Origin of the sequence: Nocardia arthritidis (genome assembly GCF_011801145.1) — a bacterium.
GTDB lineage: Bacteria > Actinomycetota > Actinomycetes > Mycobacteriales > Mycobacteriaceae > Nocardia > Nocardia arthritidis_A.
The window spans coordinates 3797931-3813521 of record NZ_CP046172.1; the positions used below are offsets into that span (position 1 = coordinate 3797931).

12 protein-coding genes and 3 rRNA genes are annotated in these 15591 nt (G+C 63.1%); 12 read left to right on the forward strand and 3 right to left on the reverse strand.

Annotated elements, in window-relative coordinates; translation table 11 throughout:
• The first annotated feature begins 31 nt into the window (after window positions 1-31).
• Complete coding sequence (locus F5544_RS17100) at window positions 32-655, forward strand: DNA-3-methyladenine glycosylase (protein WP_167474111.1); 624 nt, start codon at window positions 32-34, stop codon at window positions 653-655.
• A gap of 108 nt (window positions 656-763) precedes the next feature.
• Window positions 764-1180: a DoxX family protein gene (locus F5544_RS17105; RefSeq protein ID WP_167474112.1), complete on the forward strand. Its 417-nt coding sequence runs from the start codon at window positions 764-766 to the stop codon at window positions 1178-1180.
• Window positions 1181-1238: 58 nt separating this feature from the next.
• On the opposite strand, the gene F5544_RS17110 is transcribed toward F5544_RS17105, so the two are convergent.
• Window positions 1239-1574, reverse strand: a complete 336-nt coding sequence (locus tag F5544_RS17110) for a hypothetical protein (RefSeq protein ID WP_167474113.1) — start codon at window positions 1572-1574, stop codon at window positions 1239-1241.
• A gap of 85 nt (window positions 1575-1659) precedes the next feature.
• Between F5544_RS17110 and F5544_RS17115 the strand changes: the two genes are divergently transcribed.
• The 5 genes from F5544_RS17115 to rrf all read left to right on the forward strand — a co-directional run bounded on the left by F5544_RS17115 (window position 1660) and on the right by rrf (window position 9349).
• Window positions 1660-2298, forward strand: coding sequence for a TetR/AcrR family transcriptional regulator C-terminal domain-containing protein (locus F5544_RS17115; protein ID WP_167474114.1), 639 nt, complete (start codon window positions 1660-1662; stop codon window positions 2296-2298).
• Window positions 2299-2380: 82 nt separating this feature from the next.
• On the forward strand, window positions 2381-3673 hold the full coding sequence (tyrS, locus tag F5544_RS17120) for a tyrosine--tRNA ligase (RefSeq protein ID WP_167474115.1): 1293 nt from the start codon (window positions 2381-2383) through the stop codon (window positions 3671-3673).
• A gap of 502 nt (window positions 3674-4175) precedes the next feature.
• Window positions 4176-5694: ribosomal RNA gene (locus F5544_RS17125) — 16S ribosomal RNA — on the forward strand.
• A 324-nt stretch (window positions 5695-6018) separates the two neighbouring features.
• A 23S ribosomal RNA gene (locus tag F5544_RS17130) occupies window positions 6019-9127 on the forward strand.
• A 105-nt stretch (window positions 9128-9232) separates the two neighbouring features.
• Window positions 9233-9349, forward strand: a 5S ribosomal RNA gene (gene rrf / locus F5544_RS17135).
• Together the 16S, 23S and 5S rRNA genes form the textbook arrangement of a ribosomal RNA operon.
• A 141-nt stretch (window positions 9350-9490) precedes the next feature.
• Here rrf and F5544_RS17140 read toward each other — a convergent pair.
• Window positions 9491-10561, reverse strand: a complete 1071-nt coding sequence (locus F5544_RS17140) for a hypothetical protein (RefSeq protein WP_167474116.1) — start codon at window positions 10559-10561, stop codon at window positions 9491-9493.
• Between the two features lie 439 nt (window positions 10562-11000).
• On the opposite strand from F5544_RS17140, the gene F5544_RS17145 reads away from it, so the two are divergent.
• On the forward strand, window positions 11001-11288 hold the full coding sequence (locus F5544_RS17145) for a hypothetical protein (protein ID WP_167474117.1): 288 nt from the start codon (window positions 11001-11003) through the stop codon (window positions 11286-11288).
• 161 nt (window positions 11289-11449) lie between these two features.
• On the opposite strand, the gene F5544_RS17150 is transcribed toward F5544_RS17145, so the two are convergent.
• Entirely contained in the window at window positions 11450-11713 is a 264-nt protein-coding gene (locus F5544_RS17150; RefSeq protein WP_167474118.1) for a hypothetical protein, read from the reverse strand.
• A 196-nt stretch (window positions 11714-11909) separates the two neighbouring features.
• Between F5544_RS17150 and F5544_RS47075 the strand changes: the two genes are divergently transcribed.
• The 4 genes from F5544_RS47075 to F5544_RS17165 all read left to right on the forward strand — a co-directional run bounded on the left by F5544_RS47075 (window position 11910) and on the right by F5544_RS17165 (window position 15333).
• Window positions 11910-12035 carry a hypothetical protein gene (locus tag F5544_RS47075; RefSeq protein ID WP_275107038.1) on the forward strand — a complete coding sequence of 42 codons (126 nt, stop codon included), beginning with the start codon at window positions 11910-11912 and terminating at the stop codon, window positions 12033-12035.
• Window positions 12032-13048 (forward strand): tetratricopeptide repeat protein, encoded by a 1017-nt coding sequence (locus F5544_RS17155; protein ID WP_428847147.1) that lies wholly within the window; start codon window positions 12032-12034, stop codon window positions 13046-13048. Before F5544_RS47075 ends, F5544_RS17155 begins: the two co-directional genes overlap by 4 nt.
• A gap of 620 nt (window positions 13049-13668) precedes the next feature.
• Complete coding sequence (locus F5544_RS17160) at window positions 13669-14022, forward strand: VOC family protein (RefSeq protein WP_167474120.1); 354 nt, start codon at window positions 13669-13671, stop codon at window positions 14020-14022.
• 201 nt (window positions 14023-14223) lie between these two features.
• Complete coding sequence (locus F5544_RS17165) at window positions 14224-15333, forward strand: alpha/beta hydrolase family protein (RefSeq protein ID WP_167474121.1); 1110 nt, start codon at window positions 14224-14226, stop codon at window positions 15331-15333.
• Window positions 15334-15591: the final 258 nt, after the last annotated feature.

A 15591-nucleotide genomic window follows, 5' to 3' on the forward strand; every position in this document is an offset into this window, starting at 1 on the left:
CCGGGCAGGCCATCGGGAACAATGGAGCGCTGTGTCTGTTGATGAGCTCGCCGTCGAACCACCCGCTGCCGCCCGTCGGTTGCTCGGTTCGATCCTGTGGTCGGGTGCGGTGGCGGTGCGGATCGTCGAGGTGGAGGCGTATGGGGGAGATCCGGCCGGGCCGTGGCCCGATCCGGCCTCGCACTCCGGACGCGGCCGCACCAAACGCAATATGGTGATGTTCGGCCCGCCCGGATTTCTCTACGTGTACGTCAGCTACGGCATGCACACCTGTATCAACGTGACCACCGGCCCGGACGGCACCGCGAGCGCGGCCCTGCTCCGCTCCGGTGAGGTCATCGCCGGACTGGACGAGGTGCGCGCCCGCCGCCCCACTGCCCGCAACGACGCCGGATTGGCAAGGGGCCCGGGCAATCTCGGTAGCGCGCTGGGAATCACCTTGGGCGACTACGGAACCGCGCTGTTCGATCCGGCCTCGGCGATCCGGCTCGAGCTGCGCAAGCCGCTGCCGAAGTCCGCGATCGCCGGCGGGCCGCGCGTCGGCGTCAGCCTGGCCGCCGACCGGCCGTGGCGTTTCTGGCTGCCCGATTCGGCCGCGGTCTCGGCCTACAAGCGCAGCCCGCGCGCGCCTTTGGCGCCGGAACGCGCGTCCTGACCTGCGGCGGAACAAATTTCGGCGGGTTGCGATGAATTCCGCGCCGGGGCGGCGTCTTATCAGGTGAACGCGCTACCGAGAGCGCGAACCGACCCGAAGGAAAAGATCATGGCCACCATCGCCGCCCCCGCCGTCGCCCGCCCGAGCAAGGTCCGCAACCGTGTCCTGTGGACCCTGCAGATCGTGCTCGGCCTGTTCTTCATCATCGCCTCCGGCGCGCCGAAGCTGGCCGGCCAGCAGGACGCCATCCGCGTCTTCAACGAAATCGGTTGGGGCGACTGGTTCCGCTACTTCACCGGCCTGGTTGAGGTCTCCGGCGGCGTCGGCCTGCTGGTGCCGCGGCTGAACGGCCTGGCGGCCGCCGGCCTGTCCATCACCATGGTGCTGGCCGCCGCCACCCAGGCATTCGTGATGGGCGCGCCCGCGATGGCGATCTTCCCGCTGGCGCTGGCCGCGCTGTTCGCCTGGATCGCCTACCAGCGCCGCGATGGCCTGATCGCCGCGCGGAACCTGTTCTCCCGGTGAGTAATACGCGATAAACGCGAAAGCGGCGGACCGCACGGTCCGCCGCCGTCGCGCGTTGTCACTCCGAAATGGGCTGGGACAGATCGTCTTCCGCGACGACCTGGTAGACGGCGTTCAGGGTCGGTTCGCTCACCAGGTCTTTGATCCGTTCGTAGCGGCGCATCTCGATGGGGTTCAGGCGCTCGAGCCAGGCCGGAATATCGGCCGGTTCGGCGTCTTCCATCAGCGCGATGGTGAGGATCTCGCGCGGGTCCTCGACATTGAGCGCGCTGATCACCCGGGTGCGCGGGTCACCGGGAACGGTTTCGTCCGGGATCCAGGCCTTCCGGAAGGTGGCGTAGTCGACGTCGTCGTTGAGGCGGCGGGACATGGCGGCGATCAGCATGGTGGACAAGCCCTCTCAGGTTTTCTTGCAGTGCAAGATAAACCCTAAACCAGTTTTTCTTGCGGTGCAAGAAAAACTTCGGGATGATCGAGGCATGGCTGATCGCAGAGCACGGCCACGAGCCGGGCTGACCAGGGAAAAGATCCTCGACGCCGCAATCGAATTCGTCGACGCGCACGGGCTCACCGCGCTGTCCACCCGCAAGCTCGGCGCCGCCATGGGCGTCGACGGCATGAGCCTGTACCACTACGTGCCGAACAAGGCGGCGCTGCTGGACGGCATGGTCGAGCGCCTGCTCGAACAGTCGCTGGCGGATTTGCTGCCCGCGCCCGGAACCTCTTGGCCCGATGCGGTTTCCGCGATGGCGCACGGATTCCGGACCACCCTGCTGCGGCATCCGGCGGCGCTCGGCATCATCGCCACCCGGCCGGTCAACTCACCCGGCGCCTTCCGCATCCTGGAATCCGGGCTCGCCGTGCTCTGCGATCAAGGCGTCGAACTCGGCAGGGCGATGGACATACTCAACGCGGTGATGATGTTCGTCATCGGGCACACCCTCGCCGAGGCCGGCGCGACCCCAGGTCACGAACAAGACGAGTCGGCCCCGGCCGAGGCGGATCCAGACGCCTACCCGCTGCTCGCCGCGGCCCTCGCCACCGGCGCCGGACTCGACTTCGAAACCCGCTTCACCGCGACCGTCGACATCCTGGTCCGCGGTTTCGCCGCTGGATAAAACCGTTGGCTTCGGCCTGCGTGGCCGGGCGAGACTGAACCTCGGATCGAACCGGAATTGTCGTGCGGAAAGATAGGACATCGTGAGCGGCGACATCATCGATGAATTGACCTGGCGCGGACTGATCGCACAGTCCACCGACCTGGACGCCCTGCGCGCGGCGCTGGCGGCCGGACCGCTGACCCTCTATGCCGGGTTCGATCCCACCGCCGCCAGCCTGCACGCCGGTCACCTGGTTCCGCTGCTCGCGCTCAAGCGGTTCCAGCGCGCGGGCAATCGCCCGATCGTGCTGGCGGGCGGCGCCACCGGACTCATCGGCGACCCGCGCGATGTCGGCGAGCGCACCATGAACTCCACCGACACCGTGGCCGAATGGGCGCAGCGGATCCGTTCGCAGCTGGAGCGCTTCGTCGACCTCGACGACTCGCCCACCGGTGCGGTCATCGCCAACAATATGGACTGGACCGGTCAGCTGAGCACCGTGGACTTCCTGCGCGATATCGGCAAACACTTCTCGGTGAACGTCATGCTGGCCCGCGACACCATCAAGCGGCGCCTCGACGGTGAGGGCATCTCCTACACCGAGTTCAGCTACATGCTGCTCCAGGCCAACGACTACCTTCAGCTGCGCCGCAAGTACGGCTGCGTATTGCAGGTCGGCGGTTCGGATCAGTGGGGCAACATCATCGCGGGCGTCGAACTGAACCGCCGCGTCGACGGTGCGTCGGTGCACGCGCTGACCGTGCCGCTGGTGACCTCGGCCGACGGCAAGAAATTCGGCAAGTCCACCGGCGGCGGCAGCCTCTGGCTGGATCCGGAGATGACCAGCCCCTACGCCTGGTACCAGTACTTCGTGAATACGGCCGATGCCGATGTCGTCCGGTACCTGCGCTGGTTCACCTTCCTGTCCCGCGCGGAACTCGACGAGCTGCAGAAGGCCACCGAGGAGCGCCCGCACGCGCGGGAGGCGCAGCGCAGGCTGGCCGCCGAGATGACCACCCTGGTGCACGGTGAGGCGAACACCCGCGCGGTGCAGCTCGCCAGCCAGGCCCTTTTCGGTCGCGGTGAACTGCGCGAATTGGACGAGTCGACGCTCGGCGCCGCATTGCGGGAGGCCGCGGTGGACGGCGGCGTCGCGGAAATCGGACCGGGCACGCCGAACACGATCGTGGATTTATTGGTGGCGACCGGTTTGTCGGAAAGTCGCGGTGCGGCTCGGCGCGCGGTGAACGAGGGCGGTGCGTCGGTGAACAACGAACGGATTTCCGATCTCGAATGGACGCCCGCGGAAGGCGATTACCTGCACGGTCGTTGGCTGGTGCTGCGCCGCGGAAAGCGGAACATCGCCGGGGTGCTGCGCGCCACCGGAAATTGATCTTGGTGGCTCGGCTCACAATTGTGTGGGCCGAGCCGCCGATCGGCCCCGCCGCGCGATCCTGACATGCGCAAACGCGGTCGCGTCCAGGCGATTTGACGTAGCGTTTCCGAACCCGTAACTTATTCCAGGTCAGAGCGACACGGACACCGACCCGGGCCCCAGCGGCCAGGGAAACGAGGTAGGACGAGGAGCGCCTGACCACCCCAGCAAGATCAGAAAGCTCGACCGAACTTGACTTCGTTCGGGCCTGAGGTTAGGCTGGAAAAGTTGCCTCACTGAAGATCCGGCTAAACCGGATCAGATGTTTGTGCGCCTGTTCTTTGAGAACTCAATAGTGTGTCGATGAATGTCAGTGCCAAATATTTTTGGTTCTGTTCCTCATACCCCCGTGTGAGGGATGGACATTTTTTGTCAGCTAATTTCCGGCTGGCGTTTTAGTTAGGTTTTCGGACTCTGGTTCGAGATACTTTTGATTCACCTTCGGGTGTTTCGTGAGTCTTCAACGGAGAGTTTGATCCTGGCTCAGGACGAACGCTGGCGGCGTGCTTAACACATGCAAGTCGAGCGGTAAGGCCCTTCGGGGTACACGAGCGGCGAACGGGTGAGTAACACGTGGGTGATCTGCCCTGTACTTCGGGATAAGCCTGGGAAACTGGGTCTAATACCGGATATGACCTCGGACTGCATGGTTTGGGGTGGAAAGATTTATCGGTACAGGATGGGCCCGCGGCCTATCAGCTTGTTGGTGGGGTAATGGCCTACCAAGGCGACGACGGGTAGCCGGCCTGAGAGGGCGACCGGCCACACTGGGACTGAGACACGGCCCAGACTCCTACGGGAGGCAGCAGTGGGGAATATTGCACAATGGGCGGAAGCCTGATGCAGCGACGCCGCGTGAGGGATGACGGCCTTCGGGTTGTAAACCTCTTTCGACAGGGACGAAGCGGGAGTGACGGTACCTGTAGAAGAAGCACCGGCCAACTACGTGCCAGCAGCCGCGGTAATACGTAGGGTGCGAGCGTTGTCCGGAATTACTGGGCGTAAAGAGCTTGTAGGCGGCTTGTCGCGTCGATCGTGAAAACTCACAGCTCAACTGTGCGCTTGCGGTCGATACGGGCAGGCTTGAGTACTGCAGGGGAGACTGGAATTCCTGGTGTAGCGGTGAAATGCGCAGATATCAGGAGGAACACCGGTGGCGAAGGCGGGTCTCTGGGCAGTAACTGACGCTGAGAAGCGAAAGCGTGGGTAGCGAACAGGATTAGATACCCTGGTAGTCCACGCCGTAAACGGTGGGCGCTAGGTGTGGGTTTCCTTCCACGGGATCCGTGCCGTAGCTAACGCATTAAGCGCCCCGCCTGGGGAGTACGGCCGCAAGGCTAAAACTCAAAGGAATTGACGGGGGCCCGCACAAGCGGCGGAGCATGTGGATTAATTCGATGCAACGCGAAGAACCTTACCTGGGTTTGACATACACCAGAAAGCGGCAGAGATGTCGCCCCCCTTGTGGTTGGTGTACAGGTGGTGCATGGCTGTCGTCAGCTCGTGTCGTGAGATGTTGGGTTAAGTCCCGCAACGAGCGCAACCCTTGTCCTGTGTTGCCAGCGGATTATGCCGGGGACTCGCAGGAGACTGCCGGGGTCAACTCGGAGGAAGGTGGGGACGACGTCAAGTCATCATGCCCCTTATGTCCAGGGCTTCACACATGCTACAATGGCCGGTACAGAGGGCTGCGATACCGTGAGGTGGAGCGAATCCCTTAAAGCCGGTCTCAGTTCGGATCGGGGTCTGCAACTCGACCCCGTGAAGTTGGAGTCGCTAGTAATCGCAGATCAGCAACGCTGCGGTGAATACGTTCCCGGGCCTTGTACACACCGCCCGTCACGTCATGAAAGTCGGTAACACCCGAAGCCAGTGGCCTAACCCCTTGTGGGAGGGAGCTGTCGAAGGTGGGATCGGCGATTGGGACGAAGTCGTAACAAGGTAGCCGTACCGGAAGGTGCGGCTGGATCACCTCCTTTCTAAGGAGCATCTGCACTGCTTGGTCCGAAGAGTCGGAACCGAGGGTGCCAGAGCCGTTCATGTCCTCGAATGCAGGACTGCGGTGCTCATGGGTGGAACGCTGACATGTGCCTCGAATGTGCCTGGGCTCCAAGGGGGTTCGGGTTCGGGGATGTAGTCGACACACTGTTGGGTCCTGAAAGAACAGGCGTTCTTTCCAGGCAAGAGATAACGACAGGATCGTGCCGTAGTCATACCGGCTCCGTGTGGGAGTGCTGGTGCTGCATCAGGTTTCGGTCTTGTGTGTTGTTTGAGAACTGCACAGTGGACGCGAGCATCTTTGTTTGTAAGTGTTTAAGGGCGTTCGGTGGATGCCTTGGCACCAGGAGCCGATGAAGGACGTAGGAGGCTGCGATAAGCCTCGGGGAGCTGTCAACCGAGCTGAGATCCGAGGATTTCCGAATGGGGAAACCCGGCACGAGTGATGTCGTGTCACCCGCCACTGAATATATAGGTGGTGTGGAGGGAACGTGGGGAAGTGAAACATCTCAGTACCCACAGGAAGAGAAAACAACAGTGATTCCGTGAGTAGTGGCGAGCGAAAGCGGAAGAGGCTAAACCGTGTGGATGTGATAGCCGGCAGGCGTTGTCCATGCGGGGTCGTGGGACTCATCTTCTTATCACTGCCGTGGTGAGCAGTAGTCAGAAAAGTTCGTGTTAGCTGAATTGGTCTGGGACGGCCAACCGTAGACGGTGAGAGTCCGGTAAGCGAAAACGCGTGCTCTACTGTGATGTGTTCCCGAGTAGCAGCGGGCCCGTGAAATCTGCTGTGAATCTGTCGGGACCACCCGATAAGCCTGAATACTACCTGGTGACCGATAGCGGACTAGTACCGTGAGGGAAAGGTGAAAAGTACCCCGGGAGGGGAGTGAAATAGTACCTGAAACCGTGCGCCTACAATCCGTCAGAGCCCTCCTTTGGTGGGGTGATGGCGTGCCTTTTGAAGAATGAGCCTGCGAGTCATCGGTGTGTGGCGAGGTTAACCCGTGTGGGGGAGCCGTAGCGAAAGCGAGTCCGAATAGGGCGTTTGAGTCGCACACTATGGACCCGAAGCGGAGTGATCTACCCATGGCCAGGGTGAAGCGACGGTAAGACGTCGTGGAGGCCCGAACCCACTTAGGTTGAAAACTGAGGGATGAGCTGTGGGTAGGGGTGAAAGGCCAATCAAACTCCGTGATAGCTGGTTCTCCCCGAAATGCATTTAGGTGCAGCGTTGCGTGTTTCACACTGGAGGTAGAGCTACTGGATGGCCTAGGGGGCCCACAAGCTTACCGAAGTCAGCCAAACTCCGAATGCCGGTGTGTGAGAGCGTGGCAGTGAGACTGCGGGGGATAAGCTTCGTAGTCGAGAGGGAAACAGCCCAGATCGCCGGCTAAGGCCCCTAAGCGTGTACTAAGTGGAAAAGGATGTGGGGTCGCGAAGACAACCAGGAGGTTGGCTTAGAAGCAGCCACCCTTGAAAGAGTGCGTAATAGCTCACTGGTCAAGTGATCCTGCGCCGACAATGTAGCGGGGCTCAAGTACACCGCCGAAGCCGCGGCACTCAGACATGTACCTGCTTTCGAGCCAGGTGTCTGGGTGGGTAGGGGAGCGTCGTGTAGCCAGGGAAGCGGCGGGGTGACCTAGTCGTGGAGGCTGCGCGAGTGAGAATGCAGGCATGAGTAGCGAAAGACGAGTGAGAAACTCGTCCGCCGAATGACCAAGGGTTCCTGGGCCAGGTTAATCCGCCCAGGGTGAGTCGGGACCTAAGGCGAGGCCGACAGGCGTAGTCGATGGACAACGGGTTGATATTCCCGTACCCGTGTATCCGCGCCCAATATCGAATCATCTGTGCTAACCATCCAAAAGCGGATGGACCTCCTTCGGGAGGCCGGAAGTGGCTGCATGGGATCCTGGGTGTAGTAGGTAAGCGATGGGGTGACGCAGGAAGGTAGCTGGGCCAGGTGATGGAATACCTGGTGTAAGCCTGTAGGGCGTCTGGTAGGCAAATCCGCCGGACATTTAGCCTGAGAGGTGATGCGTAGCCGATTGAGGCGAATTCAGTGATCCTATGCTGCCGAGAAAAGCCTCTAGTGAGTTGGTACACGGCCCGTACCCCAAACCGACACAGGTGGTCAGGTAGAGAATACCGAGGCGATCGAGAGAACTGTGGTTAAGGAACTCGGCAAAATGCCCCCGTAACTTCGGGAGAAGGGGGACCCGGACTGGTGAACACCCTTGCGGTGGGAGCTGGTTGGGGTCGCAGAGACCAGAGAGAAGCGACTGTTTACTAAAAACACAGGTCCGTGCGAAGTCGTAAGACGATGTATACGGACTGACGCCTGCCCGGTGCCGGAAGGTTAAGAGGACCGGTTAGCGCCCTTTGGGTGCGAAGCTGAGAATTTAAGCCCCGGTAAACGGCGGTGGTAACTATAACCATCCTAAGGTAGCGAAATTCCTTGTCGGGTAAGTTCCGACCTGCACGAATGGCGTAACGACTTCTCTGCTGTCTCAACCACAGACTCGGCGAAATTGCATTACGAGTAAAGATGCTCGTTACGCGCGGCAGGACGAAAAGACCCCGGACCTTCACTATAGCTTGGTATTGGTGTTCGGTACGGTTTGTGTAGGATAGGTGGGAGACTGTGAAGCGGGCACGCCAGTGTTCGTGGAGTCGTCGTTGAAATACCACTCTGGTCGTATTGGACTTCTAACCTCGGGCCATGATCTGGTTCAGGGACAGTGCCTGGTGGGTAGTTTAACTGGGGCGGTTGCCTCCTAAAATGTAACGGAGGCGCCCAAAGGTTCCCTCAGCCTGGTTGGCAATCAGGTGTCGAGTGCAAGTGCACAAGGGAGCTTGACTGTGAGACTGACAGGTCGAGCAGGGACGAAAGTCGGGACTAGTGATCCGGCACCGGCATGTGGAAGCGGTGTCGCTCAACGGATAAAAGGTACCCCGGGGATAACAGGCTGATCTTCCCCAAGAGTCCATATCGACGGGATGGTTTGGCACCTCGATGTCGGCTCGTCGCATCCTGGGGCTGGAGTAGGTCCCAAGGGTTGGGCTGTTCGCCCATTAAAGCGGCACGCGAGCTGGGTTTAGAACGTCGTGAGACAGTTCGGTCTCTATCCGCCGCGCGCGTCAGAAACTTGAGGAAGGCTGTCCCTAGTACGAGAGGACCGGGACGGACGAACCTCTGGTGTGCCAGTTGTCCTGCCAAGGGCACCGCTGGTTAGCTACGTTCGGAAGGGATAACCGCTGAAAGCATCTAAGCGGGAAGCCTGTTCCAAGATGAGGTTTCTCTCCCACTTGATGGGTTAAGGCCCCCTACAGACCATGGGGTTGATAGGCCGGAACTGGAAGCCCAGTAATGGGTGGAGGTGACTGGTACTAATAGGCCGAGGACTTACCAACAAAGAAGCTACGCGTCCACTGTGCGGTATCTGAAACAACACACGCACACCCTCGAACCCGGGGATCACCCTGTGGTTCGGGTGGGTGTGGATAGTTTCATAGAGTTACGGCGGTCATAGCGGTAGGGAAACGCCCGGTCCCATTCCGAACCCGGAAGCTAAGCCTGCCAGCGCCGATGGTACTGCACTCGACAGGGTGTGGGAGAGTAGGACACCGCCGGAACATCTTTCACGATAGGGGACCCAGATTCTGGGTCCCCTATCGGCGTTTCAGCACCCTGTCAGGTGCCTGCCGCACCCGGTATGTGCACCGCACATTCGATGTACAGGGTGTGGGGTTGGTGGACCGGGTGGGGGAACAGAATCACCTACGCAGACAAAGACAATTCACGCGGTATCGTTGCGGGGTCGCGGCGGATAGCGCACCTAGAAAGGGATCACCGTGTCGGATCAGAACGACGGCCGTAAGCCTTTCCGGCGCAGCGGCTCGTCCGATGGCCGCTCGTTCCAGAACCGCTCCGGCAGCGACCGCGAAGGCGACCAGCGCGGCGGATCCAACCGCCGCGGCGACGAAGGCCAGCGCGGCTTCAAACGCAGCGGCGATACCAACCGGCGCGGTGACAATGACCGAGGTGGCTACCAAAGCGGCCGCGGCAGCTCCGACGATCGAGGATTCCGGCGCGGCGGTGATTCCGGTGAACGCGGACCCAATCGGCGCGGCGATAACGACCGCGGCGGCTACCAAGGCGGCCGCGGCGAATCCGGCGACCGAGGTTTCCGGCGCGGCAATGATCCCGCCCCACGCGGTGGATTCAACCGCCGTGGTGATTCCGATTCGCGCGGCGGATTCAACCGCCGTGAAGAATCCGGCGGTGGTTTCCGCCGGGGTGGCGATGACCGCGGTGGCTTCAATCGCCGTGATGACTCGGGTGAGCGCGGCGGTTTCCGCCGAGGCGGTGCCGGTGGTGATCGTGGCGGTTTCGAGCGTCGCGGTGATTCTGGTTCGCGCGGTGGTTTCAACCGCCGTGAGGAATCCGGCGGTGGTTTCCGCCGGGGTGGCGATGACCGCGGTGGCTTCAACGGCCGTGACGATTCCGGTGAGCGCGGCGGTTTCCGTCGCGGTGGTGCCGGTGGTGATCGTGGTGGTTTCGAGCGTCGCGGTGATTCGGATTCGCGCGGTGGTTTCAACCGTCGTGACGATTCCGGTGAGCGCGGTGGTTTCCGCCGGGGTGGTGATCGTGGCGGTTTCGAGCGTCGCGGTGACTCGGATTCGCGCGGTGGTTTCAACCGTCGTGAGGACTCCGGTGAGCGCGGAGGTTTCCGTCGCGGCGGCGCATCGAGTGACCGCGGAGGCTTCGAGCGGCGCGGTGACGCCGATCAGCGTGGTGGTTCCGGTTCGCGCGGTGGATTCGACAGGCGCGGAACCTCGGGTCAACGCGGCGGTTCCGACCGGCAGGGTGATTCGGGTTCGCGCGGCGGATTCAACCGCCGGGACAACTCGGATGAACGTGGCGGATTCAGGCGCCAAAATGATTCCGGCGCAGCCGATTTCAATCGGCGCGGCGCAGAGGACTCGGGCGAGCGCGGTGGATTCAAACGACGCGGTGCCGCGGACCGGCAGGGTGGTTTCGACCGCCGAGATTCGGCCAAGCGCGGCGGCGACACAGGCGACCGCAGTGAGCCCATTCGCCGAAATGATTCCGACGCAGGCGATTCCAGCCGCCGGAATTCGAGCGAGCGTGGATTCGACCACGGTGGCGACGCGGGTGAACGCGGCGGCTTCGACCGTCGAAGTGATTCCGGCGCGGGTGATTCCGGCCGTGAGGATTCGGGCGAGCGTAACTTTGACCGCGGCGGTGACGTAGGCGATCGTGATGGATCCGACCGTCGAAGTGGCTCTGGCGCGGGTGATTCCGGCCGTGAAGATTCGGGCGAGCGTGGATCCGGTCGCGGCGGCGACGCAGGTGAACGTGGCGGCTCCGATCGTCGAAGTGATTCCGGCGCAGGTGATTCCGGTCGTGAAGATTCGGGCGAGCGTGGATCCGGTCGCGGGGGTGACGCGGGTGAACGTGGCGGCTTCGACCGTCGAAGTGATTTCGGCGCGGGTGATTCCGGCCGTGAGGATTCGGGCGAGCGTGACTTTGACCGCGGCGGTGACGTAGGCGATCGTGGTGAATTCGACCGTCGAAGTGATTCCGGTGCGGCTGATTCCGGCCGTGGGGATTCGGGCGAGCGTGAGTTCGGTCGCGGCGGTGACGCGGGTGAGCGTGACGGCTCCGATCGTCGGAGTGATTCTGGTGGGAATTCGGGCGACGAGTACGGATCAGATCGCGGCGCTGCCGTCGGCGAGCGCGGTGGGTTCAACCGTCGAAGTGACTCTGGTGCGGGTGATTCCGGTCGTGAGGGTTCGAGCGAGCGTGACTTTGATCGTGGGGGTGACGTAGGCGAGCGTGGTGGATCTGATCGTCGGAGTGATTCCGGTCGTGAGGATTCGGGCGAGCGTGGGTTCGGTCGCGGCGGTGACGCGGGTGAGCGTGGTGGATCCGATCGTCGGAGTGATTCCGGTGGTGGGGATTCGGGCGAGCATGGGTTCGATCGCAGTGCTGCCGTCGGCGAGCGCGGTGGGTTCGACCGTCGAAGTGACTCTGGCGCGGTTGATTCCGGTCGTGAGGATTCGGGCGAGCGTGGATCCGATCGTGGGGGTGACGTAGGCGAGCGTGGTGGATTGAACCGTCGGAGTGATTCCGGTGCGGGTGATTCCGGCCGTGAGGATTCGGGCGAGCGTGGGTTCGATCGCAGTGCTGCCGTCGGTGGGCGCGGTGGGTTCGATCGTCGGAGTGATTCCGGTGCGGGTGGTTTTGGTCGTGGGGATTCGGGTGAGCGCGGCTTCGAGGGAGGTGGCGACGTGAATGAGGGTGGTGGATTCGGGCGTCGGGGTGCGTCCGGTGCAAGTGATTTCGATCGGTCCGGCGCTGGCGAACGGGGGGGTGACGTGAACGAGCGTGGTGGATTCAAACGGCGTGGTGCCGCGGGGTCGCGTGGTGATTCGGATCGTGAGGATTCGGGTGAGCGCGGGTTCAAGCGCGGTGGGGAGCGGGGGTACGACCGGCGCTCGGATTCGGGTGAGCGTGGTGGATTCGCGCGGGGCGGTGACGACGGGGCGGACCGGCGGCGCGGGGGCGAGGGTGCGCGGGGTGGCCGCTCACTCGATCGCAGGCCGCCGCGGCCCGAGGAGCCGGATCTGCCGGATGACGTGCAGGCCACCGAATTGGATATGGCGGTTCGCCGGGATCTGCTGAGCCTGGACAAGAGCAATGCCGAGACGGTGGCGCGGCATCTGGTGATGGCGGCGCGGCTGATCGACGACGATCCGGGGCTCGCGCTCGCACATGCCCGAGCGGCTCGGCAGCGGGCGGGCCGGATCGCGGTGGTCCGCGAAACCGCCGGCGTCACGGCATATCACGCGGGCGAATGGGCGGAGGCGCTGTCCGAGCTGCGTACCGCGCGCCGGATGTCCGGCGGGTCTGGTCTGCTCGCGGTGATGGCCGACTGCGAACGCGGTCTCGGTCGTCCCGAGCGCGCCATCGAATTGGGGCGCAGTGACGAGGCGCGTGCGCTGCGCGGCGACGAGGCGATCGAACTTCGCATCGTCGTGGCGGGCGCCCGGATGGACATGGGCCAATACGACCAAGCCGTGGTCACCCTGCAGACTCCGGATCTCGATCCGGCCCGCACGGGTTCGGCCCACGCCCGCCTCTTCTACGCCTACGCCGACGCCCTCGTCGCGGCGGGCCGCACCGACGAGGGCCTCACCTGGTTCCTCAACGCCGCCTCCGCCGACCTCGACAGCGAAACCGACGCCGAAGAACGCGCCGCCGAACTGACCGGCGAAACCTACGAACTGGGCGACGACTACCAGTAACGAGGGGCTACCGCTCCCGAGTTCTCGGGATATGTCGAGTGCCGCTGCTTCGCGCTTCGGGCGATGACGGGCATGTCCGGGAACTGTCCCTGGACACGAGGTTTGGCGACTGGACGCCCTCGGACTCCCGAACCTGGGGAGTTTCGAGGGTTCGCCGCCCTCGAGCTCCCGCCAGGGGTGGAGTTCGCGGTTAGGTTGTGATTTCCCGGCGTGTGATGGTCAACTCGGAAGCTGAGTGTTTGCACGAGACATCATGGTGTGCGTCGAACAGGTAGTTGTTGTCTAACTGTGAGCGACAATTTGGATCCGCGTCCGGTGTTGTCGCTCAGAGTTAGACAACAACTACTGCCCAACACCGACCACCGGCGACTTTATGGTTATCTTTGCGCGTAGAAGCAACCCTGCCCGGTGAATGCTGGCGACGACAGCCATCGCCTCGGTCCTAGCCGGGCCAAGCGGATCCGTTGGCCTGAACGTCAGAGACTCCGTCGGCGCACGTTCGGTGGTATGTGGCCACAGGGGGTTTCGGCCTGTCCCGTCGGGACGAAACTGGCTTAGTCCCAACAGATCCCCGAATCAATCGCCTGGTTCTGAAGCTCTGGTATGCCTAAGCTCGGTGGGTGAGCTTGGAATGGGAACAGGTAATTGTTCATTCAGTGGATCCGGTGGCCTTGGGGCAGTGGTGGGCTGAGGCTCTGGGGTGGGTCGTGGTCTACTCCTCCGACGACGAGTTCGAGATCCGTCCGGAGCCGGATCGCCTGCCGGGGTTGGATTTCGTCCGGCTCGATGAGGCCAAGAAGGTGAAGAGCCGACTCCATCTCGACTTCCGGCCCGATGACCAGGCCGCCGAGGTGGCTCGTCTGCTGGCCCATGGTGCACAGCATGTTGATATCGGCCAAGGTGATCAATCATGGGTCGTATTGGCGGACCCCGAAGGTAACGAATTCTGCGTCCTCGGCCAACGACATCAATAGGGGTCTCCTCTGGAGCGGGGTGCCATCCATGCGGGGATTTGGCTAGGCTGAGTCGGCCGAAGGCGAGCACGTCGGGACTGGGAGGGGATTGTCTTGTTGGGCAGGGTATTTCGTTGTCTATTGGTTTTCCTGCTGGCCTCGGCCGCGGTTGACGGCGGTGCCCGAGCCGAACCGGCGCCATCGCAACCGGCGTCGGTGGTCGTGACCTTGCCCGAGCCGAGCGGCACCGATGCGATCGGTGTGGTGGATCTGCATCTGATCGATCCGTCCCGTCACGATCCGTATGTCCCGGCTCGCGCACGCGAGTTGATGGTCAGCATCTGGTACCCCGCCGCCGATCGGGCGGCAATGCCGGTGCGGCCCTGGTTTTCCGAACAGATGGGCCGGGCCTACACGGACGGCTTGGCCCAGATCGGTCCACCGGCCACGGGGTCGTGGACGTTGGCGCCCAGCCACGGTCGGATCGATGCGGCCGCGGACAGCGCCGGTGGGCGACGGCCGGTCGTGTTGTTCTCTCCCGGCATGGGCATGCCACGAGAGGCCAGTACCGCACAGGCCGAGGATCTCGCCAGTCACGGATTCGTTGTGGTCGCCATGAGCCACACCCACGAATCGCTGGCGACCGAATTCCCCGGCGGACGGCTCGAAAAGAACATGCTGCCGCAGGCCCAGGACGTCGAACAGCTCGAGGCGCAAATCGGACAGGCGATGGAGGTCCGCGTCGCCGACACGCGCTTCGTACTCGACCGGCTGGCCGACCTCGGCACGGGCGCCGACCCGGACGCCGACGGGCATCCGCTGCCCGCGAACCTCGCCGGAATACTCGACCTGTCGAAGGTCGCGATGTTCGGGCATTCACTCGGTGGCGCCACCGCGGCCCAGGTGATGCACGACGATCGGCGCGTCGTCGCCGGGGTGGATCTGGATGGCTCCCTGTGGGGTTCGGTGCTCACCGACGGATTGGACCGTCCGTTCGTACTGATCGGCGGCACCGATCACGGACGAGCACAGGACACCGGCTGGCAGCAATTCTGGGCCGCCGATCGCGGACCGAAACTGGAATTCCGGCTCGACGGCTCACAGCATCACTCGTTCTGCGACAACCAGCTGATCGTTCCCGTCCTGGCCGCCGCGGGCATCGTGCCCGCCGATTTCGCCGCCAAGATGGTCGGCACCATCGACCCGCGGGACTCGCTCGATCTGCAGCGCGGCTACCTGCGCGGCTTCTTCGACACGACACTCGGCCGATACGACGATCTCCCGAAAGCCCCGGACACCTTGCTGCACCCGGAAATGATCCCGGTTCCGTAGGCGCTAGGCCGATCAGGCTCGATAGATCTGACCAGCCCGTCGGCGCTGGTCCTCGGGAATCTCCACTGATCGCTGATAGACGCGAATTGTGCGTTCGGCAGGGCATTTTCGAGGCTGATGCTGCCGAAGATCGAATGGCCGAACGGTATTCGAGTTCCTGCTGCCCGTCGGCTACTCGCGGACGACCGCGGCCGCCGGACGGACACTCTCGGCGTAAACGCCTGCCGCTCAACCGATTTGCCGCCCGGCTGAACCGTA